This is a genomic window from Saccharopolyspora shandongensis (assembly GCF_900106995.1).
In the GTDB taxonomy this organism is placed as follows: Bacteria; Actinomycetota; Actinomycetes; order Mycobacteriales; family Pseudonocardiaceae; genus Saccharopolyspora; species Saccharopolyspora shandongensis.
On sequence record NZ_FNOK01000077.1, the window covers coordinates 1 to 24,119 of the forward strand.

21 protein-coding genes are annotated in these 24,119 nt (G+C 68.1%); 10 read left to right on the forward strand and 11 right to left on the reverse strand.

Features of this window, described 5'->3' with window-relative positions:
- Together BLW84_RS48100 and BLW84_RS42035 are read left to right on the forward strand one after the other, a co-directional pair.
- Positions 1–1,003, forward strand: a 1,003-nt coding sequence (locus BLW84_RS48100) for a hypothetical protein (RefSeq protein ID WP_218157695.1), incomplete at its 5' end; no start/stop codon positions are given.
- Between the two features lie 274 nt (positions 1,004–1,277).
- Positions 1,278–2,198, forward strand: coding sequence for a LysR substrate-binding domain-containing protein (locus tag BLW84_RS42035; protein ID WP_093277715.1), 921 nt, complete (start codon positions 1,278–1,280; stop codon positions 2,196–2,198).
- Between the two features lie 68 nt (positions 2,199–2,266).
- On the opposite strand, the gene BLW84_RS42040 is transcribed toward BLW84_RS42035, so the two are convergent.
- Positions 2,267–3,508, reverse strand: coding sequence for a flavin-containing monooxygenase (locus BLW84_RS42040; RefSeq protein WP_093277718.1), 1,242 nt, complete (start codon positions 3,506–3,508; stop codon positions 2,267–2,269).
- Between the two features lie 238 nt (positions 3,509–3,746).
- Between BLW84_RS42040 and BLW84_RS42045 the strand changes: the two genes are divergently transcribed.
- The 5 genes from BLW84_RS42045 (at position 3,747) to BLW84_RS42065 (ending at position 8,938) form a co-directional block, all read left to right on the forward strand.
- Positions 3,747–4,169 carry a RidA family protein gene (locus BLW84_RS42045; RefSeq protein WP_093277721.1) on the forward strand — a complete coding sequence of 141 codons (423 nt, stop codon included), beginning with the start codon at positions 3,747–3,749 and terminating at the stop codon, positions 4,167–4,169.
- A complete protein-coding gene (locus BLW84_RS42050; protein WP_093277723.1) occupies positions 4,166–4,831 on the forward strand; it encodes a DUF1028 domain-containing protein in 666 nt (221 codons plus the stop codon). The genes BLW84_RS42045 and BLW84_RS42050 overlap by 4 nt, the downstream gene beginning before the upstream one ends.
- The gene (locus tag BLW84_RS42055; protein WP_425441828.1) at positions 4,831–5,970 is read left to right on the forward strand and encodes a M20 family metallopeptidase; all 1,140 of its coding nucleotides are present in this window, start codon (positions 4,831–4,833) and stop codon (positions 5,968–5,970) included. Before BLW84_RS42050 ends, BLW84_RS42055 begins: the two co-directional genes overlap by 1 nt.
- A gap of 23 nt (positions 5,971–5,993) precedes the next feature.
- Positions 5,994–7,400: an aspartate ammonia-lyase gene (locus tag BLW84_RS42060; protein WP_093277728.1), complete on the forward strand. Its 1,407-nt coding sequence runs from the start codon at positions 5,994–5,996 to the stop codon at positions 7,398–7,400.
- Between the two features lie 185 nt (positions 7,401–7,585).
- Positions 7,586–8,938: an MFS transporter gene (locus BLW84_RS42065; RefSeq protein WP_245761756.1), complete on the forward strand. Its 1,353-nt coding sequence runs from the start codon at positions 7,586–7,588 to the stop codon at positions 8,936–8,938.
- A 62-nt stretch (positions 8,939–9,000) separates the two neighbouring features.
- Here BLW84_RS42065 and BLW84_RS42070 read toward each other — a convergent pair whose 3' ends face one another.
- Positions 9,001–9,387: an MFS transporter gene (locus BLW84_RS42070; protein ID WP_143061307.1), complete on the reverse strand. Its 387-nt coding sequence runs from the start codon at positions 9,385–9,387 to the stop codon at positions 9,001–9,003.
- A gap of 457 nt (positions 9,388–9,844) precedes the next feature.
- On the opposite strand from BLW84_RS42070, the gene BLW84_RS42075 reads away from it, so the two are divergent.
- Complete coding sequence (locus BLW84_RS42075; RefSeq protein WP_093277735.1) at positions 9,845–10,624, forward strand: TNT domain-containing protein; 780 nt, start codon at positions 9,845–9,847, stop codon at positions 10,622–10,624.
- Between the two features lie 198 nt (positions 10,625–10,822).
- Here the strand turns inward: BLW84_RS42075 and BLW84_RS42080 are convergent, their stop codons facing one another.
- The 5 genes from BLW84_RS42080 to BLW84_RS42100 form a co-directional block, all read right to left on the reverse strand.
- Entirely contained in the window at positions 10,823–11,179 is a 357-nt protein-coding gene (locus BLW84_RS42080; protein WP_093277738.1) for a hypothetical protein, read from the reverse strand.
- A 394-nt stretch (positions 11,180–11,573) separates the two neighbouring features.
- The gene (locus tag BLW84_RS42085) at positions 11,574–12,488 is read right to left on the reverse strand and encodes a S1 family peptidase (protein WP_093277741.1); all 915 of its coding nucleotides are present in this window, start codon (positions 12,486–12,488) and stop codon (positions 11,574–11,576) included.
- 746 nt (positions 12,489–13,234) lie between these two features.
- On the reverse strand, positions 13,235–14,647 hold the full coding sequence (locus BLW84_RS42090; RefSeq protein WP_177226993.1) for a purine-cytosine permease family protein: 1,413 nt from the start codon (positions 14,645–14,647) through the stop codon (positions 13,235–13,237).
- A gap of 87 nt (positions 14,648–14,734) precedes the next feature.
- A complete protein-coding gene (locus BLW84_RS42095; protein WP_245761757.1) occupies positions 14,735–15,967 on the reverse strand; it encodes a diaminopropionate ammonia-lyase in 1,233 nt (410 codons plus the stop codon).
- Positions 15,968–16,307: 340 nt separating this feature from the next.
- Complete coding sequence (locus BLW84_RS42100; protein ID WP_093277746.1) at positions 16,308–17,528, reverse strand: diaminopropionate ammonia-lyase; 1,221 nt, start codon at positions 17,526–17,528, stop codon at positions 16,308–16,310.
- Between BLW84_RS42100 and BLW84_RS42105 the strand changes: the two genes are divergently transcribed.
- Positions 17,527–18,447 (forward strand): LysR family transcriptional regulator, encoded by a 921-nt coding sequence (locus BLW84_RS42105; RefSeq protein WP_093277751.1) that lies wholly within the window; start codon positions 17,527–17,529, stop codon positions 18,445–18,447. The two genes, BLW84_RS42100 and BLW84_RS42105, sit on opposite strands and share 2 nt — an antisense overlap.
- 97 nt (positions 18,448–18,544) lie before the next feature.
- Here the strand turns inward: BLW84_RS42105 and BLW84_RS42110 are convergent, their stop codons facing one another.
- Genes BLW84_RS42110 through BLW84_RS42120 form a run of 3 tightly spaced genes read right to left on the reverse strand, consistent with a single transcriptional unit; the run spans position 18,545 to position 20,813 of the window.
- Positions 18,545–19,426: a 5-oxoprolinase subunit C family protein gene (locus BLW84_RS42110; RefSeq protein ID WP_093277754.1), complete on the reverse strand. Its 882-nt coding sequence runs from the start codon at positions 19,424–19,426 to the stop codon at positions 18,545–18,547.
- Entirely contained in the window at positions 19,423–20,049 is a 627-nt protein-coding gene (gene pxpB / locus BLW84_RS42115; RefSeq protein ID WP_245761758.1) for a 5-oxoprolinase subunit PxpB, read from the reverse strand. Before pxpB ends, BLW84_RS42110 begins: the two co-directional genes overlap by 4 nt.
- Before the next feature lie 5 nt (positions 20,050–20,054).
- Positions 20,055–20,813 (reverse strand): LamB/YcsF family protein, encoded by a 759-nt coding sequence (locus tag BLW84_RS42120; protein ID WP_093277758.1) that lies wholly within the window; start codon positions 20,811–20,813, stop codon positions 20,055–20,057.
- 540 nt (positions 20,814–21,353) lie between these two features.
- Here BLW84_RS42120 and npdG point away from each other — a divergent pair.
- Positions 21,354–22,049, forward strand: coding sequence for an NADPH-dependent F420 reductase (npdG, locus tag BLW84_RS42125; protein WP_245761759.1), 696 nt, complete (start codon positions 21,354–21,356; stop codon positions 22,047–22,049).
- A 104-nt stretch (positions 22,050–22,153) separates the two neighbouring features.
- Here the strand turns inward: npdG and BLW84_RS42130 are convergent, their stop codons facing one another.
- Positions 22,154–23,821 carry a PucR family transcriptional regulator gene (locus BLW84_RS42130; RefSeq protein ID WP_245761760.1) on the reverse strand — a complete coding sequence of 556 codons (1,668 nt, stop codon included), beginning with the start codon at positions 23,819–23,821 and terminating at the stop codon, positions 22,154–22,156.
- Between the last annotated feature and the right edge of the window lie 298 nt (positions 23,822–24,119).

Genomic DNA, 24,119 nt, shown 5'->3' on the forward strand with positions numbered 1-24,119 from the left:
CATCAAGGACCTGGACGGCATCCTCAACGACTACCCGTACGCCGACCCGCGCTGGACCCTGGAATACCTGGCCGGCTCGTTGCCCAGCCACCCGACTCGCGGCGTGCGGGCCGGATACGTCGTGACGATGTACGCCAGCTGCTGGTACGCGGTCTCCGGCCGGATCCGGACCTCGTCCGTGCTCGACTCGATGATCGAGGGCCTGGAAGGGGTGCTGCCCCAACTCGGGGACGGCACCTGCGCCCACGCGCCGGACGAACACCCCGAAACGGGCTTCGACGCCGCAGGCACAGCCGCGGACGGTATCCGGCTGCGCAGTCCGGGAGGCAGGGCCTGCCACGCGGCATGGCACGACGAGGACCGGCTCCCGGTGCGGAACTGGCTGTGCCCCGCCTTCCTCCGCGGCCTCGCCGAGACCGCGTTGGGCGAGTTGCGGCAGGGGCGGGAGACGCTGTTCGGCAGCCGGGACACCGCGCGCCTCGACGCGGAATTCCTGCGCCCCGACGGAAGAATCGACATCGGCTCGTTGACCGCGTTGATCGAGGACAACCAGTTCGACGAGCATCGCGACGTGCAAGAGGCAGGCCTGTGGGCAGCCCGCCGGTACGCGGCACTGGCAGCGGACGCCGATCCGGTCGAGCGAACCGTTCCACTGCTGATCGCCACCTGGTGCGTCGAGATCGTGGAAATGCCCTACGGCGTAGCGAAAGACATCCGGGACATCCTATCCACAGTGGACGCCGACCCGACGGAAGATCAGTGCGCCCACGGCGATGCGCACCCCACGGAGAACCGGGACCTGCAGCAACACCTCAACCACCTCTACGCGCCGGCAGAATTCGCGGAGCCCGCCGACGTCAGCGCACCTGACGCCTGGCTGTGCCCCCGCCACCTGGCGATAGCGGCACGGCACGCGATCGAGGAGATCAACGAGAAGTTCGAAGACGAGGACGAATACGCGGCCGAGGACGAAGACGATCCCGAGACGACGTCCGCCGACTGAGTCGCATGCTCAGCGGGAGTTGCGGGAAGGACGCCAGCGAGCGGGCGAAGGTCGACGACGGCGGCACCATCACCAACCCGACGGTGGTCAGCGAGATCACCAAGGGGCAACTGCGGCGGGGGCGTCGCCCCCTAGATCCCGCGTTCGATCGGCCCTTACGTGCCGGGCCACGGTGCCGGCGGCTGGCGCAGCAGCCGGCCGCCGCACCGGTCCGCGGGACGGCTCGGCCACACCGGACATGGCAGCGAAATTCGGCACGAGGCAGAATGTCGCGGTGAGCGAGCCTTCTTTCACTCTCGTGCAGCTGCGGTACTTCGAGGCGGCGGCCAGGCACCTGAGCATGACCGCGGCCTCGCGCGAGCTGACGGTGTCGCAGTCGGCCGTCTCCACCGCCATCGCCCAGCTCGAACGCGAGCTGGGCGTGCAACTCCTGCTGCGCCACCACGCCCGCGGGCTGAGCCTGACCACCGCGGGCCAGGCGTTCCACCAGCGCGTCCTGGACTTCCTCGCGCACGGCGCCGAACTCGTCGAAGCGGCGCGCCAGGCGGGCACCGACCTCGTGGGCCCGTTGACGGTCGGCTGCTTCTCCACCCTTGCGCCGTTCCGGCTGCCGGGCCTGCTGGCCGAGTTCGAGCGACGGCACCCGCAGGTGCACGTCTCCGTCCTGGAGGGTGAGCACTCCGCGCTCAAGGCCGCGCTGCGCGCCGGGGAATGCGAGGTGTCGCTGCTCTACGGCTACGACCTCGACGACGACATCGACCGCGTGGTCGTGGACACCGCACCCCCGTACGTGCTCGTCGGCTCGGACCACCCGCTGGCCAAGAGCAAGAAGGGCACGGTGTCGCTGGCCCAGCTGGCCGGCGAACCGATGGTGTTGCTCGATCTGCCCAACAGCCGCGAGTACCTGCAGTCGGTGCTGCGCGACGCCGGCGTCGAGCCCGTGATCCGCCACCGCACCACCGGGTACGAGACGGTGCGCGCGCTCGTCGCGCACGGCCACGGGTTCGCGCTGCTCAACCAGCGCCCGCCGGCGGAGATGACCTACGCCGGGGCGAATGCTGTGCCGCTGAAACTGATCGACAAGGTCGAACCGCTCGAGATCGTGGTGGCCTGGATGCGGGGAGCGCGCCTCACGCGGCGGTCGCAGGAGTTCGTGAAGCTGTGCCGGAGCCTCTACGCGCACCCGCCCCACTGACGCTCAACGGCTGGGAAGGCGTCCGAAGACCCTTCCCAGCCGTTGAGCGTCAATCGGACAGGACCAGTTCAGTGCCGCAGGTAGCTGCGCTGGGTGGCGATGTGGTCGGCCACGAACTTCGCGTCGTGCCACACGCCCCAGATGAAGCTCGAGCCGCGCCGTGCCAGCCAGGGCAGTCCCAGGAAGTAGACGCCGGGCTCGGTGGACACGCCGCGCCGGTGCTGCGGCCTGCCATTCTCGTCGAGCGCGTCGACCTGCAGCCAGCTGTAGTCGACGGCGAAGCCGGTCGCCCACACGATCGAATTGATCTCGGCGGCAGCGAGGTCGAGTTCGAGGACGGGGTCGGTCACACCGGCCGGGTCGGGTCCTAGCGTGCGCGCACCCGGTTCCTCGGGGAGATCCAAGCCGTTGCGCGCGACGTAGGCGTCGGCTTCGTCGAGCAGCGACAGGTAGTTCGCGTCGCCGTTGGCGATGTTGGTCCCGAGATCCGGCGCGAAGCGGATGGTGCCGTTGTCGAACGAGGCGGTCAAGCCGACGAGGTTGATGCCGAGAGCGGCGAGGGCGCGGAAGTCCACGGTGTGACCGCCGCGTGCTCCGCTGACCGCAATGGTGACGTGTTCCGCTCCCCGCGGCGGAGTCTCGGCGTCCCACTTGCCGAGGACTCCGAGCCACCAGCAGAAGTCGCGACCGCGATACCGGCGGGGAGGCCGGTCGTGGGCACCGACGGAGAGGTAGACGCGCCGCCCCGACCGGTGCAGCTCTTCGGCGATCTGCACTCCCGACGAGCCAGCCCCGACGACGAGCACGGCACCCGCGGGCAACTGCTCCGGGTTGCGGTAGGAACTGGAGTGGATCTGCAGGGGCCCGGCATCGCCCGGAACGATCGGCGGTACCACCGGCCGCTGGAACGGCCCGGTCGCGGCGACGACGAAACGCGCGTCGATGGTTCCGTCCGAAGTCTCCACGCGGAAGCCTGGCCGTCCGGCGTTCCTCCGGACGGACGTCACCTCGACACCGGTGCGGATCGGCGCGGCGATCTTCTCCGCGTACGCCTCGAAGTAGTCCGCGATCTGCTCCTTCGAAGCGAAGGCATCCGGGGCGAGGTCGCCGAACTCCAGCCCCGGAAAACGGTCGTGCCAGGCGGGCCCGTTCGCGACCAGCGAGTCCCAGCGCTCCGAACGCCAGCGCTCGGCGATCCGGTGCCGTTCCAGGACGAGATGCGGCACGCCGCAGTCGCTCAGATGCTCACTCATCGCCAGACCGGCTTGACCCCCGCCTACGACGAGGACCTCGACCTCTTGGCTCGACATGCCAGACCTCCACTTCGGAACAGCGGGCAAACCCGTGTACGCCTCACCGAATACTCGTTGGCGACATTGCCCCTGTCCAACAGATGTTGTTGGCCTACTAGTTCTGATTTATCTATCCAAGGGGCATCTGAATTTTCGATCCATTACAGCTAAAACATCTGTTGGACAGAAGATGAGCTCGGCGTCACTCTGGTCCGGTAACAGCTTCGCCCGCGGTCAGGAAAGAGGACGACGACCGATGACCGTCCACAAGCGGATCCGCCCGTTCAACACGAGCGACACCTATCCGGAGCAGAACCTCGACAACGACCTGTGCCAGGCGGTCGTCGCCAACGGCACCGTCTACGTACGCGGGCAGATCGGGCAGAACCTCGACACCAGCGAATCCGTCGGGATCGGGGACGCCGAGGCGCAGGCCGAGCAGGCGATGGCCAACATCAAGATGCTCCTGGAGGAAGCCGGGAGCCGGATGGAACACCTGGTCAAGCTGACCATCTATCTGATCGACCCGCGTTATCGCGAAGCCGTGTACCGCACCGTCGGGCGCTGGACCCGCGGCGTGCACCCGATCTCCACGGGGCTGGTGGTGTCCGCGCTGGCCCGCCCGGAATGGCTGTGCGAAATCGACGCGATCGCGGTGATCCCGGAGGAGGAACGGTGACCTTTTCGCTCGTAGCCCGCGACGGCGAACGCTTCGGCATCGCGGCCAGCTCGTCCAGCCCCGCCGTCGTGGCCCGCGTCGCGCACCTGCGCCCGGGCATCGGGGCAGCCGCCTCGCAGAACGTCACCGATCCGCGGCTGGGCACCAAGTTGCTGGACCGCCTCGCCGAGCACGGCGACGCGGCGAAGGCACTGTCCGAAGTAGCCGGTGCGGCGGAGAACATCGCATACCGGCAGCTGACCGTGCTCGGCCGGACCGGTCCCGGCTTCGCCTACACCGGCGAGAACACGCTCGGCACGCACGCGACGGCCACCGCCGACGGCGCGGTCGCGGCGGGGAACATGCTGTCCGGCGAGCACATTCCCGAGGTGATGCTCGACGCGTTCTCCTCCGCGACCGGTGAACTGGAGCAGCGCCTGGTCGCCGCGTTGAAGGCCGCCGTCGCGGCGGGTGGCGAAGAGGGGCCGGTGCATTCGGCAGGCTTGATCGTGGTGGCCGACGTGGACTGGCGGGTCACGGACCTGCGCGTGGACTGGGACGACGACCCGATCGACCGGCTGGCCGAGGTGCTCGACGTCTGGCTCCCCCAGCGCGACGACTACGTTCGGCGTGGACTCAACCCGGCCGAGGCCCCGTCCTACGGCGTTCCCGGGGATCTGTGATGACTCTGAAAGACGCCGCACGCGAGCGGATCGACCGGCACGCCGACGAGCTGATCAAGCTGTCCGAGCGGTTGCACGCCGATCCCGAGACGGCGTGGGAAGAGCACCGGGCCGCCGCATCGGTGCCCGAGTTGCTCGACCGCGCCGGATTCGAGGTGACGCCGAAATACCTCGGGCTGGAGACGGCTTTCCTGGCGCGGTTCGGCAGCGGCCCCACCCGGATCGCGGTGTGCGCCGAGTACGATGCCCTCCCCGGGCTGGGGCACGCCTGCGGGCACAACCTCATCGCGGCGAGCTCCATCGGTGCCGCACTGGGGCTGGCCGCCGTGGCAGATGAGGCCGGAGTGACCGTCGAGGTGTACGGCACGCCCGCCGAAGAAGGCGGCGGCGGCAAGATCGAGATGCTCGACCGCGGCGCGTTCACCGGAGTGGACCTCGCGATGATGGTGCATCCGGCGCCGGTGGACGTCGCCGAGGCACGGCCGTTCGCGGTGAGCCACTCGAAGATCTCGTACAAAGGCAAGTCCGCGCACGCCGCCGCTTACCCGGAGGCGGGGATCAATGCGGCCGACGGGTTCACCGTCGCGCAGGTGGCGATCGGCTTGCTGCGCCAGCAACTCCCGTCGTCGGCCCGCGTGCACGGTGTGGTCACGCACGCGGGCGACGCGCCGAACGCGATCCCGGAGAACGCCAGCGGCCGCTGGTACGTCCGGGCCGAGACGCTGGCGGAACTGGCCGAGCTCGAACCCCGCGTGATGCGGGCGTTCGAGGCGGGCGCGCTGGCGACCGGCTGCGAGCTGACGGTGGAGCCGGAGAGCAAGCCCTACGCGGAATTCCGCGCGGACGAGGCGGCGCTGGCCGCCTACTGGACCAACGCCGTGGAGCTCGGCCGCGAGTTCGCCCCGCCCGGCACCGCGGCGCGGATGAACCGCGCCTCGACCGACATGGGCAACGTGTCCCAGGTCGTGCCCGCGATCCACCCGTACATCGGGATCGGCTCGCTGCCCGCGACCAACCACCAGCGCGAGTTCGCCGCGTTCTGCGTGGGCGGCACGGCCCAGCGCGCGCTGCTCGACGGTGCGGTGGCGCTCGCCTGGACCGGCGTGGACCGCGCAGCCACCTCAACGCTCACGCCCTGAGTCCCGATTCCTGGAGGACAACGATGTCCCAGCCACCCCGGATCGAACACGACATGATCGGCGAGATCAGCGTGCCCGCCGACGCCTACTACGGCGCCCACACCGCACGCGCCCTCGTCAACTTCCCGATCACGCGGGAAACCCTGGCCGACCGGCCGCACCTGATCGTCGCGCTCGCCGCGGTGAAACAGGCGGCGGCCGCGGCCAACGCCGAGGTCGGCGCGCTCGACCGGACCAGGGCCGAGGCCATCGCTGCCGCCTGCGCCGAAATCCGCGCCGGCGCGCTGCGCGAGCAGTTCGTCGTCGACCTCATCCAGGGCGGCGCCGGCACGTCGACGAATATGAACGCCAACGAGGTGATCGCCAACCGAGCTCTCGAACTGCTCGGTCACCGCCGTGGCGAGTACTCCTTCCTGCACCCGCTCGACCACGTCAACCTCGGCCAGAGCACCAATGACGTCTACCCCACGGCGGTCAAGCTCGCCCTCGACCGGCACCTCGCCGAGCTGCTCGCCGTGCTCGGGGGTCTGCGGGAAGCCTTTTCCGCCAAGGCTTCCGAGTTCGCCGACGTGCTCAAGATGGGACGCACGCAACTGCAGGAAGCCGTGCCGATGACGCTGGGCCAGGAGTTCGGCGCCTTCGCCGCCACGCTGGCCGAGGACGAGCAGCGCCTCGCCGAAGCACGTCTGCTGTTGCACGAGCTGAACCTCGGCGGCACGGCGATCGGTACCGGCCTCAACGCGCGCCCTGGCTACCGCGAGCTCACCGTCGGGCAGCTGCGCTCGCTCACCGGAATCCACACGCTGGTGTCCTCGCCGGACCTCATCGAGGCCACCCAGGACGTGGGTGTGTTCGTGCAGCTTTCCGGTGTGCTCAAACGGGTCGCGGTCAAGCTGTCGAAGATCTGCAACGACCTGCGGCTGCTGTCGTCTGGCCCGCAGGCCGGGTTCGGCGAGATCATCCTGCCGGCCCGGCAGGCGGGTTCGTCGATCATGCCGGGCAAGGTCAACCCGGTGATCCCCGAGGCGGTCAACCAGATCGCGTTCGAGATCATCGGCAACGACGTCACCGTCACCCTTGCCGCCGAAGGCGGGCAGCTCCAGCTCAACGCCTTCGAACCGATCATCGCCCGCGCGCTGACGGGCGGGCTCGACCATCTCACCGCCGGTATCCGGGTGCTCACCGAGCTTTGCGTGCATGGGATCACGGCCAACCGCGAGCACCTCGCGGCGACGGTGACCGCCTCCAACGGGCTGGTGACCGCGCTCGGCCCGGCGCTGGGGTACGAGACCGCGTGCACCATCGCACTGGAAGCGCACCACAGCGGCCGTCCCGCGCTGGACCTGGTGCGCGAGCGGCGGCTGCTCACGGAGGAACAGCTGCGCGCGCTGACGACTCCCGAGGCACTGACCGGCAGACGGATCGCCTGACTGTCCACAAAAGACAACCAGTCGTCTTGTGAATTCCCTGTTCCAGCACTGTTATCCCCCCATGTCGTCCCAGCCCAGCAGCTCTGCATCCGCTTTTTCGATGCTTTGCTTCTTTTGTTTCTCCTTGTTCGATGCCGCTGCCCGCTTCTAGCGTCGTCGGCGAGAACCAGTCCCGAGGAGGCACCTTGACCGCACACGACTCCCCTCCCGTCGAGGAAACGACCCACACCGATCCCGCAACGCTGCGGCGCAGCGTCGCGGCCGGCGCGGTCGGCGTCTTCGTGCACTGGTTCGACTGGGCGGCCTACGCCTACCTCGCCAGTACCATCGCCTCGGTGTTCTTCCCCGCGGAGAACGCCACCGCGGGCCTGCTCGCCGTGTTCGGCGTCTTCGCGGTTTCGTTCGGCATCCGGCCGATCGGAGCGTTGGTGTTCGGGCCACTCGGCGACCGGATCGGCCGCAAGCGCACCCTGTCGATCGTCATCTTCGTGATGTCGGGCGCCACCCTCGTGATCGGCCTGCTCCCAGACTACTCGACGATCGGCATCGCGGCGCCGCTGCTACTGGTGTTCCTGCGCTTGTTGCAGGGTTTCGCGGCTGGTGGCGAGTTCGGCAGCGCGGCGAGCTTCCTCGCCGAGTACGCGCCGCGCCGTCGCCGCGGGTTCGGCGTCAGCTGGCTGGAAGTCGGTTCACTGCTGGGCTTCCTGGCCGGGTCGTTCGTATTCCTGCTGTTGTCGGTCGGGCTGTCGGAGGCGCAGCTTTCCTCGTGGGGCTGGCGGATTCCGTTCCTCATCGCCGCCCCGCTGGGCATCATCGGTTACGTCATCCGCACCAAGATCGAGGACACCCCGGAGTACCGCGCGCTCGAGGCCACCGACAACGTGCCGCGCAGCCCCATCAAGGAATTGTTCCGCCACAACAAGAAGCAGCTGTTCCAGGCGGCCGGCCTGATGACGATGATGCACGTGCCGTTCTACGCGGTGCTCACCTACCTCGTCACCTACGAAACCGACTACCTCGGCCACTCCTCCAGCGCCGCCGCGGCGCTGTCCACCGTGATCTCGTTGGTGAGCCTGGTTCTGGTGCCCGTCTTCGGCCGCCTGTCCGACCGCGTCGGCCGGAAACCGGTCTTCGTCAGCGCAGGAATCGCCCTGCTCGTCCTGGCGACGCCGGCGTTCCTGCTGATGCGCACGGGCCTCGTCGGGACCTGGATCGCCGCGCTCGTCCTCGGCGTCATCCTCGCGGCCGTCCTGGGCACCTACGCCGTGTGGTCGGCGGAAATCTTCCCGACCCGCACCCGGCAGGGTGGCCTGTCCATCTCGTACAACCTCATCGCGGCGCTGTTCGCGGGCACCGTGCCCTACCTGATGACCGTGCTCATCTCCGCGACCGGCAACACGCTCGTTCCCGGCCCGTACCTCATGATCGCGGCCGTCGTCGGCCTGGTGGCGGCCTTCTCCCTCCACGAGACCGTCGGCACTCCCCTGCTGACCGCGGATGACGTCAGCTCCGAATCGGCCGACGGTTCCCGTGGCTGACTAGGAAGACGCGACACGGTCAGACGCTTTTTCTTCGGCTCGAGCCCTCGGATGCGAATGACTCATGGACGGTGGTGATAGGAGGTCGTTGGCTCAGGGCCGCCACGGCGATGGCGGCCCTGAGCCATCAGCGCGGCGCGAAGGTTCCACGCGTCAGCAAGTGCTCCGGACAGTGCTGGACCGACGATGGCGCCGATGCCGAGGAAGAACACGGTTGCGCTGAACCCCACCGAGGGCTGATCGGGAAAGACTCGGTAGCTCCAGACGGCGAGCAGGCCGGAAGTAGCCATGAAGCCGAGCCCGTACACGATCGCCGAGACCCCGATGGCAGGCCACGACCAGGGCGCGATGGCGATGAACCGGATGCTCAGCGCATCCTCGAAGTCGCCCCCGGGCCGTCCTTTCGTCCGGGCTCGAACACCGGGCACGACATCCGGAGCCCTGGTCATCGTTGCCGACCGCCAACCTGCATGTCCCCATTGAGGCGAGCAACGTGCCGGGCGAACGTCTTGCGACGGAGCACCCGGCGCATTCGGCGATCTCGCCGATCGATCCATCGCCGACCTGAATGTCGACCGGAACATCCGGCGCCGCTCGTAGCCGAGCCACCAAATCGCCGTTGATCCGCAGAACGATCAAGACCGCTACGGCTCCGCAGAATGCGCCTCCCATCCGCAGACCGAATTGTGCACCCCGATGCCGGGCGAACAGTTCAGCGCGCCACGAATCCGATTAATTTTCGTGGCCTCATCCGGAATCTCGTTGCGCTTCCTGTCCGGGTGAACGAGTGCCCGAACGCTCCACCCGAGGGGGTGGGATCGCCAGATGCCCACTTCACGAGAGGACGAACCCGGCCGATGACCGGGAGGCGACGTTCGGTGATCTACGGACCGGAGGAAAGATCGAATGCGAAAGTCCCATCGTATCGCGGTGGCACTGGCGGCATGGGCGATGCTGGCGGTCGGTACCGGAAGTACCACCGCACAGGCATTGCCGATGCAGGAGGCGACTCCCGCCGCGGCCGCCCGGTCGGACGGCGCGCCGCCAGCGCCGCCACTGACGCCGGAGCGAACGGCCCCACCTTCCGAGCATCCGGCGCCTCCGCGTACAACGGGACCGCCGCCGACGATCTGCCCGGCGAACGGGATCCCGGGCTCGCGAACCGAGCTTCCCGACCGCCCGCTGCAGCGCTACTACTTGGACGATCCCCGGCTCGGTCCGGAGTTCCTGCCCAAGTCCGGCGCCGTCGGCGAACTGCTTCGCGACTACAACCGGCTGGACTCGTTCTCGGCGACGGCGTTCATCGCCTGTTTCTGGGACCCGGCCGCCAACATGAACGTGGGCGGGTGGCGCTTCCCGCCCAACGACGGTTTCGCCGACGGTCGCACGACGTTCGACATGCTTCCCGGGCAGGTCCTCGACCGGTTCGGTAGCAACAACGGGCGATTCTTCTCGCCGTTCGGCGTTCCGTACGCACAGCGGGCACTTCCCCCCAGCAACCTCGACACCCTCGAGCCGCGGTACCCGTTCGACTACCACGTCTTCAAGGTGTTGAAGCCATTCACCGTCGAGGCAGGAATCGCGTCACCATGGTTCGGACAGCCGGGCGGCGGCATGCAGTACCGCTCACCGAGCATGAACGCGGGCCAGCTCATCGATGGCGGCTTCCTGCAGCCCCTGAACTGACTTGAAAGACCCGGAGACGGGCTGTGCAGAATTAGTCGACCGAGCAACTCGCATCGCCCCTCCCCGCTGATTTCCACGGGGAGGGGCAATTTTCTGGGCTGTGACGGAGTAGATCCGGCGCCGATCAACGCTCTTCGCCCGCGCGTCGCAACCGACGCCCACCTCCGCTATCCCCGATGCCAAGCAGTGGAGCCCCGCCTATCCTCGCTCGTGGCGGCGGGCCCGGTCGTACTGCTCGCGGGCCTCCCGCTGGATATCTTCCCGGCGTGCCATCAAGTCCTCGATGATCTGCGCCGAATCCGGCGGTGGCGCGGGCGCTCGCCGCGTGAGTTGAGCGTAGAGGTACCGGCACGCTTCGTCCTCAGAAGCAAACCGCGCAGCCGTTTCCTCGACACCTCGTTCACAGAGGGTGACCAGGTAGACGCCGGGCTCCTCACGCAGGACGTAGTAGGCGTCCGCACGCGGTCCCCTGGACGCGGGACCACCCGGGATCAAGTACTCGCCGTCAGGCACACCAGCGGCACGCAGCGCTACGACGAGTTCAATCCGATTCATCCCGCCCTCCAGACGCAGCGGAACACGAGTACCGCGCATCGAGGATATGCGGCCGGCTGTCTCGACGCCGGGAACCGAACGGGTGCAGTCCTCGGCTTGAATTGGCGGCCAGTACGCGTCGAACGTTCCAGCCGATACCGACCCGCGATCATGCGACCCGGGCCGCCCGGTGAGCGCTCCTGAACGTCCACCCGATCTCGTACAACCCAAGGGGCCGACCACGTTTCCGCGCACTTCTCGGGAACGGCTGTGGATGGGGGAAGGCGGCCATCGGAGACGGTTGCCATCCTCGCAGCTGCCGCGCCTCGGTGGCACGGCAGCTGCGAGGATGGCGAGGGAGCCCACGATGGAGATGCAACCTCGGAGCCGAGGGTGTCCGCCGCAGGCGATGGACTCACCGGTGGCGCGGCGTTCCCGGCGGGAACGACGGCTTCTTGCCAGAGGGCATGTCGGGGTGTCCGCCGGAGGACTTGCCGGGTTGCTCGGACGAATCGTCAGAACCGCCGGAACCGCCAGAACTCATGGTCTGGTTGATCCAGTCAGCGTGCGCCACGACGTTGCTGTAGATGCCCGGCTTCTCCGCGCAATTCTCGGCCATGCCGCGGCTGGTCGCTCCGACCAGTACAAGATCGCTGCCGTCCTGCACCACGGCCGGGCCGCCGGAGTCGCCATAGCAGGCGTTCACCGTGCCCGCCTTGTTGTCGATGCACAGCTCCCGCGCCGAATCGAAGCCGTCCTGCGAGCTGCTGCAGCTCGTCGGGGCGAGCGTCTTGGTGTCCAGCTCCTTCAACTTCACCGGCGGCTCGCCGCACTTGGGCGTCCCGCACGTCTGGCCCCAACCGAGCAGCTGCAGCGCGGTGCCGTCCTCAGGTGACGTGGTGGCGATCTTGATCGGCTGCTCCTGCACCGGGCGCGACAGGTGGACCAGGGCCAGGTCGTAGCCGGTGGAGACGTCGCTGCCGGCCTGCTTCTGCTTCGACTTGGGGTGGGCCACGAACTTGTCCGGCTTGACCACGTCACCACCGCTGGTGCGGTCGGTTGTCCCGATCCGGTACTGGATGTCCTCGGGCTTCTTCCCGTCCACGCAATGCGCGGCGGTGACCAGCCACTGCTTGTCGATCAGCGAGGCGCCGCAGTGGTGTTGACCGTCGGTGGACTGCATGGACGCCATGAAGCTGTAGGTCTTGGTCGCTTGACTACCTCCGATGACGAGGGGCGCAGCCGTGGCGCTCGTCGCTGCAAGCGCCAGGCTGGCCATGATCGTCACGGCGACCGCAAGGACGCCTCGGACCAGAGAACCTCGGGGCATGTTCTCTCTCTTCCTTCTATCCCCAGCTGGCGCTCCGGGGGATGAACAACGCCAGGAGCTGGGGGTTTGTGCAATTTCCCGGCGATACTGCCTGTAACGAGGACTAATGGCGTTCCCCCGAATGGGGGATTCACTGCGGGTGGTCTCGCGGCTATCGAGAGTACAAAGTGACACCCGTTGAACGTGGCGCCGCATGCGCCGCGAAGGGCCCACGAGACCAATCGACACGGATGGGGCTCGAGCGGACCGGTGGGCCGCATTCCGGTCCCGCTACGACATCGAGGCCTTCTACCGCCAGCCCGGCATCGGGCGTCGAAGGACAGATCGGATGGTTCCGCCGCGACCACCTCGTCCCGATCCCCGAGACCGGACCGGTTCGACCCGCGCACGTACGAGCGCGGCGCTGGGACGAACCCCGCGGGTCCCGACACCGGCGCGGTGCGCGTGCTGCGCGGCGGCAGTTACCTCTGCCACATCTCGTGCTGCAACCGCTACCGCAACTCGGCCCGGTCGTAGAACGCTCCCGACTCGTCGATGGGCAACGCGGGCGTCCGCACGGTCGCCCGCACGAAGGCGCAGGCATGAGCGAGCGTCGCTTCCCCACAGCGGCGGAACCGAGATGTCCGGCGACGAGCTGGCGACGGCCACGCCGAGGTCCGTCCACTGAGGATCCCTCGTGCCATTCTCCGCGTGCACACGCATTTTCGGCGGTCGCGGCTTCTGGTGCCGCTGACCGAGCCGGCCGCCTAGGACGTTTCTTTGGGACTCTGCGTCTTCGACGGCTCCTCCGTCCCAGACAGCAGCTCGTCCACCGGCTTCTCGAATGCCGAGTAGATCGCCCCCGCGACGATGCCGGACACGAAGTAGCTGAGGTCGGCACCCCCCAGCACATCGGCGATCGGACCGCTGAAGACCTCGGTTCCGATGAAGGGAACGGACACGACCACGCCGATGGCGAGGGCACCGATGCCGGCAAAGTTCACCCGCCCAAAAGCGCCGTTGCGGTCGTAGAACGCACTGATGTGCGGATACCGCTCGCCGTTTCGGTACACCTTGAAGTAGTTGACCAGCAGGACGGCGAGCCACGGCGTGATGTAGTAGCTCATGAGGTGGAGGAACAGCTTGAGGGAGTCCTCGAACTTCTCGCCGCCGATCGCGAGCGCGATCAACCCCCCGATGACTCCGGCGGCCACCACGGTCACGGCCTGCCTGACCTTGAAATCACAGGTCAGCGTCGCCATGGCGCCGCTGTAGAGGTTGACCGAGTTGTGCGGGATCGCCGACAGGCCGAGCGTGAGGAGCACTACGAAGACCAGCCAGTCCGGCAGCACGATGCCGAAGGCGTCGATGACGTCGCCGGAAGGGTTGACGGTGATCAGGGCCGAGCCAAGGATCATCATCCACGTGGTCGCCGCGAACAGGCCCGAGGCCGCCCAGGCGAAGATGCTCCGCGAACTCATGGACTCGGGAAGGTAGCGCGAGTAGTCGGACGCGTAGGGCGCCCAGCTGACCGTGTACCCGAACACCACCGTGAACTGCAGGAGCCAAGCCGTCGCGTACTCGCCACCGGACAACGTGGACGTCGCGCCCGGGCCGACGCCACGCGAGATCATCACGATCGAAACTGCAGCGAGAACTACGATGCTGATTCGAGTGATCCACTTTCCGAACGAGTGGAGCATCCGGTATCCGAAAATGCCGATCAGGATGCTCAGCCCCGCTACCACCACCATGGGCGTGTACGGAAGACCGAAAAGCTTCGCGAGGGACTCTGCGCCGAGGACCGTGCCAACGGCGTAGTACCCGACGTACACGAGCAAGGACAGGACAGCCGGCAAATAGTTGCCGATGTAGCCGAATGCCGCGCGCCCCATGGGTAACTGCGGCATCCCCAGCTTCGGGCCCATCAAGGCGCAGAGACCGGTTCCGATGGACCCGAGGAGGTTCGCCGCGATGATCGCCGTGATGCTGCCGGTCAGGCCGAGGCCGGCCTGACCGCCGGTCGCCCCGACGAAGATTCCGGCCAAGTAGATGACGGGCGCGAATCGAGCGGTGAACTGACTGCTCGCCTTGCCGTAGCGGCGACTGGTGTCCACTTGCTCGATCCCGTGCCGCTCCACAGCCAGTGCGACCTGACCGTCTCCGCTTTTCTGCGACATTCTTCCGCACCTTTCCATTTCCGGCGCCCGAGAAAACGCATGCGGCGCCTGGAGGGGGCAATTGTCATCCGTTGACATGAATCGCGTTCATCGGTGATGAACACCGCGCAGACGGCCTGGAAGCCGGTGTTCCGGCCCTGAGCCCGGAAGTCGGATGGTGCGCATGATGTCGGCGTAGGCGACGGGGTCGGTGGCACCCTCGGTGACAACGATGAGCACCTCGGCGTCGGCGTGCAGTCCGGTTTTCCCGATCGCCGCACCGGATCCCGAGCGAAGCTCGTAGAGGCCACCCAACCCTGCCGCCCCGGCCTCCCCCGCGACGATCCCGGCGGCAGCGAGCCGCCGCATGGCCTCGTGCGCTCGGTGGTCGCCGACTCCGACGACGACGTCGATCCCCCTGCTCAGCCACGGCCAGGCCAGGCCTGACGGCGTGCCGCAGTTCAAACCCGCCATGACCGAGTTGTGCGGACCAGGCACGCTCACGAGTCGCCCGGACCGCAGCGACTCGAGCACGCAATTCGCAGCGAGTGGCTCGACGCCTACGAGCAGCACCCCGGTGTCGGCTTCCGCCCGCCGGTAGTGGCGCACAGAGGCAGCGGCGAGTGTTCCCACACCGACCGGCACGATCACCGCGTCAGGACCGTTCGCGCTGTGCTCCCGGAAGAAATCGTCGATCTCCCAGAAGATCGTCGAGTACCCCTCGATCAACGCCCGAGCGATCTGCTCGCCACCGGACGAAGAGGTGCCGGATACCACGAGGCACCTGTCCGACTCGTCTTCGGCCGACCGCCGCACCGCATCGTCATAGTCACCGTCGACCACTGTGACCACGGCGCCTTCCCGCTCGATCGCCTCGATGCGCGCAGCGGCCGTGTTCGCCGGAACGTAGACGCGGGCGCAGAATCCGAACAGCCGCGCCATTCGCGCCACTGCCTGTCCGTGGTTGCCACCCGTCGCGACCGCGAGGGACAGAGGTTTCAACGCATCCACCGACGCGACCAGTTCGTTGACGTCGGTCCACGATGGTTCAGCGCGCAACCGCTCGCACAACGCGCGGTAGATCGCGTACGAAGCACCAAGCACCTTGTAGGACATCAGCCCGAACCTCGAGCTCTCGTCCTTCACCCAGAGCCGGCCCAGGCCCAATTCGGCGGCGACGTCGGGAAGTTCCACCACGCGGGTGCGCTCGTACCCAGGTAGGCGCCGGTGGAAGTCCAGCGGCGCCCGATCGGGCCCGGCATCCTGCAGCACTTCGTCGACGCGTTCGTTGACGAACAGGTCACGGGAAGCGGGCACCGGGATGCGCATCTCGTGCCTCATTACGACCTCCTGCTCCGGCAGAGCCGGCGTTGACCTTGCACGTCGACCTCGGTCGCGTCAGTTCCGCAGGTGTAGTTGGGAAAGCCGTCCCCACCCGGTGGCGGGGCCGGAATCGCCTTGTCCGACAGCTAGGTCGAGAGGTGTGAGATGGTGGCGGAAGGCCAATCCTCCGCGGAAGCCGCGGGCTTGTCCGCCGACTCCTGAAGGAGAAGGTAGGCGACCGCCAGCGAGGAACCACCAGCAAGAATCGATGAGAGGCTCGCGGCCAGGTTGTCACTATTCGCCGTGGACTCCGCAAACTACCGCGACAGGCTCATCCACTCGACGTCGGCGTGCTCTTTCAGCAGTTCGATTCCTCGTGGGCGCCTTCGGTGTTCAACAAGACGACGGTGGTGTCGGGCGACACTCCGAGATCGGCCCGACTGCCCGGTTCGGCCAGGGCAGCGCGCGCTGCGGCCAGGGTGGCCGCCCCGCACGGTCCGGAAGAGACCCCGAGGGCGTCCAGCTCACGCGCCGCATCAGCCGCTTGTTCGTCGGACACCGCGATGGCGGCGTCCAGCCCATCCCGCAGGTACGGCCAAGCGAGGGAGGACGGGGTGCCGCAGTTGAGGCCGGCCATGATCGTCGACCCGGTCGGCACCGCGCACGATCGCCCGGCGGACAGACTGGTCTGGATGCACGCGGCCGTGTCCGGCTCCACCCCCAGCAGAACGGCCCGCTGTTCGTGGTCGCGGCTGCGGTAGTGCGTCACCACAGCGTGGGCCAGCGATCCCACTCCCATCGGGACCACCACCAGCGCCGGCTCGGTCGCCGGCAGTTGTGCGTCCAGCTCGGCGAACATCGTCGAATACCCGTCCACGATCCACTGTGGAATTCGTTCGTAGCCGGACCACGAGGTGTCCTGCAAGAGCACCGCCGCGGGCCTGGACCCAGCTTCCTCGGCCGCACGCCGCACGGTCGCATCGTAGTCGTCGCCGACCACCGTCACCTCTGCCTGCTCGGCGCGAATCGCTGCGATCGCCCCGAGGCCGACGACGTCCGGGACGAACACATGCGCAGGAATCCCGAGCAGCCGCGCGAAGCGCGCCACAGCGCGTCCGTGGTTGCCGTCGGTCGCGGTCACCACCTCCAACGGGGGCAGCGAGGCGAGCACCGCGCGCAGGCCGTTCCAATCCGCAGGCCCCACGGTTTCGCCGGCGTGTTCGCAGATGACGCGGTAGATCGCGTAGGAGACACCGAGTGCCTTGAAGGCGGGCAGTCCGAATCGGATCGACTCGTCCTTCACCACTACCCGCCCCACTTCCCATCCGGCGGCGAACGCCGGCAGGTCCAGCAAGGGCGTCGATGCGTAGTCGGCCAGTCCCATGTGGAAGGCGGCCACCTCGGCAGGTGCGGGAGGGCACGCCCAGTCCCGGGCGCCCGGGTTGACGAACCAGGAACCGGATTTCACAACGATGTTCGACGTCACGCGTCCACGATCGCAGCACCACGACGTGGCGGTAAAGTTGACGATGTCGAGCGTTACCGTTCGACATCGCCCAAAGATCAGATGAGGCGCCATGTTCGATCTTCGCCGGCTGCGGCTGCTGCTCGAGCTCAAGCACCGCGGCACCATCTCCGCCGTTGCCGCCGCGCTGAACTACAGCCCGTCTACGATCTCCCAGCAGCTCTCGCTCCTGGAAACCGAAGTCGGCGTCGAACTGCTCGAACCGATCGGACGGCGCGTGCGACTCACACCGCAGGCCGAGATCCTGGCCGCGCACACCGAAACCGTGCTGCGGCAGCTGGAAGCGGCCGAGGCGGAGATCGCCCGGTCGTTGGCAGAACTGACCGGTACCGTGCGGATCGCCGCATTCCAGAGCGTCCTGCTCACCCTGCTCCCACCGGCTCTCGCGGACCTCAACGCCGACCACCCCGGGCTGCGCGTGGAACTGTTCCAGGCAGAACCCGAGGTCGCATTGCCGAAGATGCTCGTGCACGACTTCGACCTGGTCGTCGCCGAGGAATACCCCGGTCACCCCCTTCCGCGCCCCGCGGAGGTCGAGTACCGGGAACTCCGCCTGGAGCACATGCGCTTCGCCCTGCCTCCCACCGACCACGAGGTCGATCCCGGTCAGGTCTGGGAACTCGTCGCCCAGCGCCCGTGGATCGCCGAACCACCAGGCTCGGCGTCCCACCAGTGGATCCAGGAGCTCTGCCGCGGTGCCGGCTTCGAACCCGACATCCGCTACACCACCGACGACCTCCTCGTCCACCGCCGCTTCGTCGAGCACGGCCACGCCGTCGCGGTGCTGCCCGACCTCATCTTGTCCGACGATCCGTCCGACGCGGTGCTGCTGGACATCCCCGGCGGTCCCCATGCTCGCCGCATCGTCGCCGCCTACCGCAAGGACAACGCCGAACACCCGGCCATCATGGCCTGCCAAGCCGCGCTGGCCGTCCGCCGCGACAACGCCGAGGATCCGCACCAGCCGAGGTGAGGCGCTCGTCCCGGGCAGCTCGGCGACTCCGGCCGAACGCCGAATTCCGGATGGGAGCCTGCTCTCTCCCCGGAGAGCTCGGCGAATCGTTTCGCGCTCAGCCGCGCGTGAAACGGACGCCCTGGCCGGGTCGCAGTTGCCCCACCAGCGGCATTGCACGGTCGCGGACGACCGCGATCACCGGGTAGCCGCCCGTCACCGGGTGGTCGGGCCCGAAAAGCGTCAGCCGACCGTCCGGTGGCGCCTGCAGTGCGCCCTCGACGACACCCTCACTGGTCAGTTCGTCGTGGATCCGGCGCGGCAGCGCGGGCCCGGCCAGGCGGACACCGATCCGGTCGGAGTCAGCGGTCACCTCGAAGCGGCTTCGCAGCAGGGCCTCGACCGCCTCCGGTTCGAACCAGTCCGCCCTCGGTCCGAGCGAGACGGGGAGGAACTCGTCCTCGTCCAAGACAGGCGGCGGGACAACGACATCGGAGGCCGGGACGGGACCTCGCGGTCTTCCGATCGGCAGCACGTCACCCGCGCGCAGCGGTGGCGGCCCGAGCCTGGACAGCAGGTCCGTCGAGCGGGAGCCGAGGACCGGTTCGGCTCGGATCCCGCCGCGGACGGCCACGTAACTGCGCAGACCGCGTTCGGGCACACCGAGGCGCACAGTCCCTCCCGCAGGGATCGCGATCACCTCGTGCGTCCAGCGCGAGCGGTTACCCACCTTCACCGGCAGCGCCGCGCCGGTGATCGCCACCCGCGTCGGGGCGTCGCACGTGAATACCAGGCCGCCGTTGGTCACCTCGATCACGGCGGCGCACTCATCGTTGCCGACCAGGCGGTTCGCCAGTGCCATGGCGGGCCGGTCGAACGCTCCCGACCCGCCGACACCGAGATGCGCCCAACCACGTCGGCCCGCGTCTTGCACGAGCGCGAGCAGCCCGGAGTCGACGACCGTCAGCTCCGCAGTCGACTCCGGGTGAGTGGTAGTCATGAGGCGACCTCGCAGAAGACGACTTCGTCCCCGGGCAGCAGCAGCGCGGGCGGATCCGCCTCGGTGTCCCACAGCGACACTTCGGTGTGCCCGAGGAGTTGCCAGCCGCCTGGCGAGCGGCGGGGGTACACCGCGGAGAACTGCCCCGCGATGGCGACCGAGCCGGCGGGCACGGCGACCCGGGACTCCTTCCGGCGCGGCACCCGCAAAGCCGGATCACCGCCGACCAGGTAGGCGTAGCCGGGCGCGAAGCCGCAGAAACCGACCTGCCACGGGGTTGCGGTGTGCCGGCGAACCACCTGCCGTTCGTCGAGGCCGCAGTGCTCCGCGACCCAGCTGAGGTCCTCGCCGTCGTAGCGCACCGGGATCTCGACCCTGCGGTTCTCCGCCCGCGCCACCGCGCCGACCTCGAGATCGCGCAGCAGTCCTTCGACGGCCGGCGGATCGGTGAGCGCAGGATCCACGACCAGCAGCAAGGTGTCCAGTGCCGGCACCAGGTCGACGACCCCATCGAGATCCGCGGCGCGGACCGCCGCGGCGAACGCGTGGACGCGGCGGTTGTCGCCCAGCTCGACGAGCAATCCGGTGTCGCCGCACCTGCGGGTGATGAGCTCCTCGGCCAACTGAATCAACCGATTCGGGTGACCTGCACGCCCGCCGCCTCCAAGGCCTTGCGGGTCGCTCGGGCGATGTCGACGGCGCTCGTCGTGTCGCAGTGCACCAGGATCGCCTCGGCCTCGATCGAGATGCGAGTGCCGTCGATCGCGGTGATCGCGCCCTCGGTGACCATCTCGACCGCGCGCGCCGACGCCTGCTCGGGGTCCGAGAGCATGGCGTCCGGCTCCGTCCGCGGGACCAGCAGGCCTTCCGGGGTGTAGGCCCGGTCCACGAAAGCCTCGGCCACGACGTTGAGTCCGGCTTCGCGGCCCAACCGCCAGGTCTCGGTGCCCACCTGCGCGAGCAGCGGCAGATCCGCGTTGTACTCCTTGGTGGCGTCGACGATCGCCTGGGCGTGCTCGGTGATGGTCGCCGCCGCGTTGTAAAGCGCACCATGAGCGCGGATGTAGTCGATCCGCCCCCCTGCCAGGCGGGCGAACACCTCGAGGGCACCCATCTGGTAGAGCAGGTCGTCGGTCAGCTCCTGCCTGGTGTAGGCGATGAAGCGGCGGCCGAACCCGTGCAGATCGCGGTAGCTGACCTGCGCGCCGATCGCGATGTTCTTCTCCACCGAGAGCTCGCAGGTCCGGCGCATGATGCCCGGATCGCCCGCGTGGAAGCCGCACGCGATGTTCGCCGCGGTGACCACGTCGAGCAACGCCTCGTCATCTGCGAGCGTCCACCGGCCGTACCCTTCGCCGATGTCGGTCGTGAGTGCCACCTGAGGCATTGCGTACCTCCTGCTCGAACTTCGCTGATGCCGAATCGGTAGGTCTTACCGGTGCTGGGCGCGAACCGGCCGGGTGAAAGCAATTCTCGGCACCGGATCCGGCAGAACTTCCACCGAATAGGACGAACATCCAGTCGTTCCACCCGGGCAGTCCGAACCGCGCCAGAGCCCACAACAAACCGGCGTTGACACCTGACACGATGTTACGAATGAACCGTCACCGCATTGGCACATGGTGACGAAGTGCCACTGCCCGCACTGTCTCGCTCTGACGTGGAAACCAGTCGATCACGGCCGTACCATGCCTTTCCCCAGGCCACGCGGACCGACTCGGCAGGCGCACCTGCCTTGGGATACACCGCAGGCGGGGACAGCGCTACCGCCTGCTCCGATCCTGGGAGGTCGTGCCAAACAACGTCGCTTGTGTTGGCAGATATAGCCATTCGATCCTCGGCGCCCGGCCCATAGGCTCCGATGTGACGATCGGCGGCACTCATCGACCAGATGACCGGCGCCCGTCGCACGAAGGAGGCGAACAGATTGACAGGCACACACGCGATGCAGGACGTGATCGCGATCGTGGGCGGAACCGGTCCCCAAGGCTCCGGACTCGCCTTCCGCTTCGCCCGCGCCGGTTACCGCGTCGCGCTCGGCTCGCGGTCTCTTGAGCGCGCCGAGGCGAAAGCAGCCGGACTGCGCGAACGAGGAGCTGCCCACATCACCGCGGCGACCAACGCCGAGGCCTGCGCCCGTGCTTCCCTGGTGGTGATGGCGATCCCGTACGACGGTCACGACCAACTCGTGCAGGAACTCTCCCCACACCTCAGCGGCAAAATCGTTGTCACCTGCGTGAATCCGCTGACCTTCGACGAACGCGGGCCGATCGGCCTGCTACCCGGCGACAGCTCGGCAGCAGAGACGGCCGCGGCGCTGCTCCCGGAGTCCGCGGTGGTCGGCGCGTTCCACCACCTTTCGGCGGTCGCCCTCAACGACCCGGACGCAGATCTCAGCGACCAAACCGTGATGGTCGCCGCCGACGACGAAGCCGCCGCGGACCACGTCGCCGAACTGGCAGGTGCGGTCACCGGCGCCCGGGGTGTCTGCATCGGGCCTCTGCGGCTCAACCGCCACCTCGAACCACTCACAGCCGCGCTGATCAGCGTCAACCGGCGCTACAAGACGCACTCCGGCATCGCCCTGGCCGGCGTGCCCGACGGTCCCCCGGTGCGCCGATGACCGCGGCGAGCCCACATGCGATGCGGCGTGCGTCGGCGCGATTGGAGCGCGGTGCGCAGTTGGACGTGTCCGAAGCGACGGTAGGCGATGTTCGTCGTGGCTGGTCAGTGGGCGGCGTCGGACACTTGGTGCATCTCCAGCACCTGGAGGGCCACGGACAGCTTCAGGCAGAGTCGGGCGTCGGACATGAACGGGCCGACCAGGCGCTCCAGCTTGACGATGCGGTAGCGCATCGTGTTGTAGTGGAAGTGCAGGAAGCGGGACGCCTCGGCCACGTTGAGGTGGCAGTCCAGCAGGACTGCGAGGGTCTTCACCAGCTCGGTGCGCTCCCGGGGTTCGAGTTCGAGCAGTCGTCCCAGGGAATCCCGGGCGAACTCGCGCAGCTCGTCGGGATCGTCGATGAGGCTGAGGAGGCGGAACAGCCCGAGGTCACCGAACATGGTGATCTTCCCCGGCCCCTGGGACCGCCGTCCCATGTGGAGCGCCTTGCGGGCCTCCTCGTACGCGATGGGAATCCGCTGCGGATCGTCCACCGGACAGCTCACCCCGATGGAAAACTCCTGCCGCGTGGTCGATTTCAGCCCGTGCCACACCGCCTTCGGTAACGCCGCCGGGTCGTCTCCAGCGTCCACGACCGCCACCAGGTTGCTCGCGAACGCCGCCGCCGCTGAATGCCGGTCGTGGTTGCGGATCTCGGCGCACCACAGGTCTATGTACCGCTGCTGTCCGAGGTCGGGGGTGCCCGCGTGCTCCGCGCCGCTCGCCAGCGCATGTTCCGCCCGGCTGACCATGACGACCAGCGGGCGCTGCAGGTCCCAACCGAAGGTGGCCCCGCGTGCCAGCGCATCCACGATGTCGGCGGGCGTACCGGTCACCAGGTCGTGCAAGATGTTGGCTTCGAACTGGCGCTCCACGGCGGTCACCGCGAGCTGGCGGGTCACGTCGAGGGCCGCGACGACCGCGGCCTGGTCGACGGCGATCGTGACATCCATCCCCATCGGGTCCCAGCGCCCGAACGCCGTGAGGTGGCCGTGCGAGAGATCGCCCGCCCGGATCGGGGCGATGATGCCGGTGAGGTCGTGGTCCAGCTCGTGCACGCCGGGGCCGAGGTGGGAGATGCGCAGCCGGTCGTTCCGGTGGAGGAGGCCGAGGTCGGCGAGCCGCTGCTCCTCGCGCGGCGAATGCACCGCGGCCAGGACCCGGCCGGAACTGTCCGTCGCCACCACGGCAGCATCGCCGAGCAGTTCCGAGAGCTTCGCGGCGATGTCGGGCAGCCTTCCGCCCGTGAGCACGATCTGGAGGAACGCGTCGTGGATCTCCTTGGACCTCGCGATCGTGGCGGCCTGCCGGTTGACGATGTCGGAGAACACCCGGCTGAGGATGTCGTCGAAGGCAACATCGTTGGGGATCTCCACGATCGGCAGCGCGACGCGGTCGGCGGCGTCGAGCACGACCTGCGGCAACCGCCGACCGCTGGAGCTGTACTTGATGCCGAACGCCGCGATGTCCCGCGCCGCGAACTCGGTCACCAGGTGCGCTAGCTCGGTTTCGGCCTTCGGCAGCGGGTACTCGGTGCTGAGCAGGAACTCGTTCTCCTTGATCCACGGGAGGATGTCCGGCACGGTCATCACGTTCAGCCGCTGGATCCGCCGGTGCAGCCCGTCCGCCCCGGCGGGTACCACCGCGGCTTCGAAGATCTTCATGTCCAGCAGGTCGCGTACGACGAGTTCACCGGTGATATGACCGAAGTCCGCCTGTTGGGAATCGCTCACGGCACACGCTCCTTGCCAACTTCTGCCAATGACCACTGGCGGTTGGAGGGGAATGCTGCCATGCGCCGCGTGCAATCACCATGCCTGCGGCGAGCCTCGACCGGATCCGCGGACCACGACGCCGCCTGCTCCGGCAGGTGCCATCAACGGGCCGGCAGACGCTGTCTCTGGACTGATTCCGGGGTGCTGTCGCCAGTGGTGTGGACCGTGCTCCGCAAGCGGCGCCAAGCACGTTCGGTCGACTCCGCACGCATCCGGAACTCCATGGCACTCAATGACAAACGCCCGAGTTTCAGGT

What these genes read in the sequence shown, in the direction of transcription:
- BLW84_RS42040 (WP_093277718.1), bottom strand. Translation starts at nt 3,508, where the DNA reads ATGTCGAGCCAAGAGGTCGAGGTCCTCGTCGTAGGCGGGGGTCAAGCC.
- BLW84_RS42045 (WP_093277721.1), top strand. Translation starts at nt 3,747, where the DNA reads ATGACCGTCCACAAGCGGATCCGCCCGTTCAACACGAGCGACACCTAT.
- BLW84_RS42055 (WP_425441828.1), top strand. Translation starts at nt 4,831, where the DNA reads ATGACTCTGAAAGACGCCGCACGCGAGCGGATCGACCGGCACGCCGAC.
- BLW84_RS42060 (WP_093277728.1), top strand. Translation starts at nt 5,994, where the DNA reads ATGTCCCAGCCACCCCGGATCGAACACGACATGATCGGCGAGATCAGC.
- BLW84_RS42070 (WP_143061307.1), bottom strand. Translation starts at nt 9,387, where the DNA reads ATGACCAGGGCTCCGGATGTCGTGCCCGGTGTTCGAGCCCGGACGAAA.
- BLW84_RS42075 (WP_093277735.1), top strand. Translation starts at nt 9,845, where the DNA reads ATGCGAAAGTCCCATCGTATCGCGGTGGCACTGGCGGCATGGGCGATG.
- BLW84_RS42080 (WP_093277738.1), bottom strand. Translation starts at nt 11,179, where the DNA reads ATGAATCGGATTGAACTCGTCGTAGCGCTGCGTGCCGCTGGTGTGCCT.
- BLW84_RS42085 (WP_093277741.1), bottom strand. Translation starts at nt 12,488, where the DNA reads ATGCCCCGAGGTTCTCTGGTCCGAGGCGTCCTTGCGGTCGCCGTGACG.
- BLW84_RS42090 (WP_177226993.1), bottom strand. Translation starts at nt 14,647, where the DNA reads ATGTCGCAGAAAAGCGGAGACGGTCAGGTCGCACTGGCTGTGGAGCGG.
- BLW84_RS42095 (WP_245761757.1), bottom strand. Translation starts at nt 15,967, where the DNA reads ATGAGGCACGAGATGCGCATCCCGGTGCCCGCTTCCCGTGACCTGTTC.
- BLW84_RS42105 (WP_093277751.1), top strand. Translation starts at nt 17,527, where the DNA reads ATGTTCGATCTTCGCCGGCTGCGGCTGCTGCTCGAGCTCAAGCACCGC.
- BLW84_RS42100 (WP_093277746.1), bottom strand. Translation starts at nt 17,528, where the DNA reads ATGGCGCCTCATCTGATCTTTGGGCGATGTCGAACGGTAACGCTCGAC.
- BLW84_RS42110 (WP_093277754.1), bottom strand. Translation starts at nt 19,426, where the DNA reads ATGACTACCACTCACCCGGAGTCGACTGCGGAGCTGACGGTCGTCGAC.
- BLW84_RS42120 (WP_093277758.1), bottom strand. Translation starts at nt 20,813, where the DNA reads ATGCCTCAGGTGGCACTCACGACCGACATCGGCGAAGGGTACGGCCGG.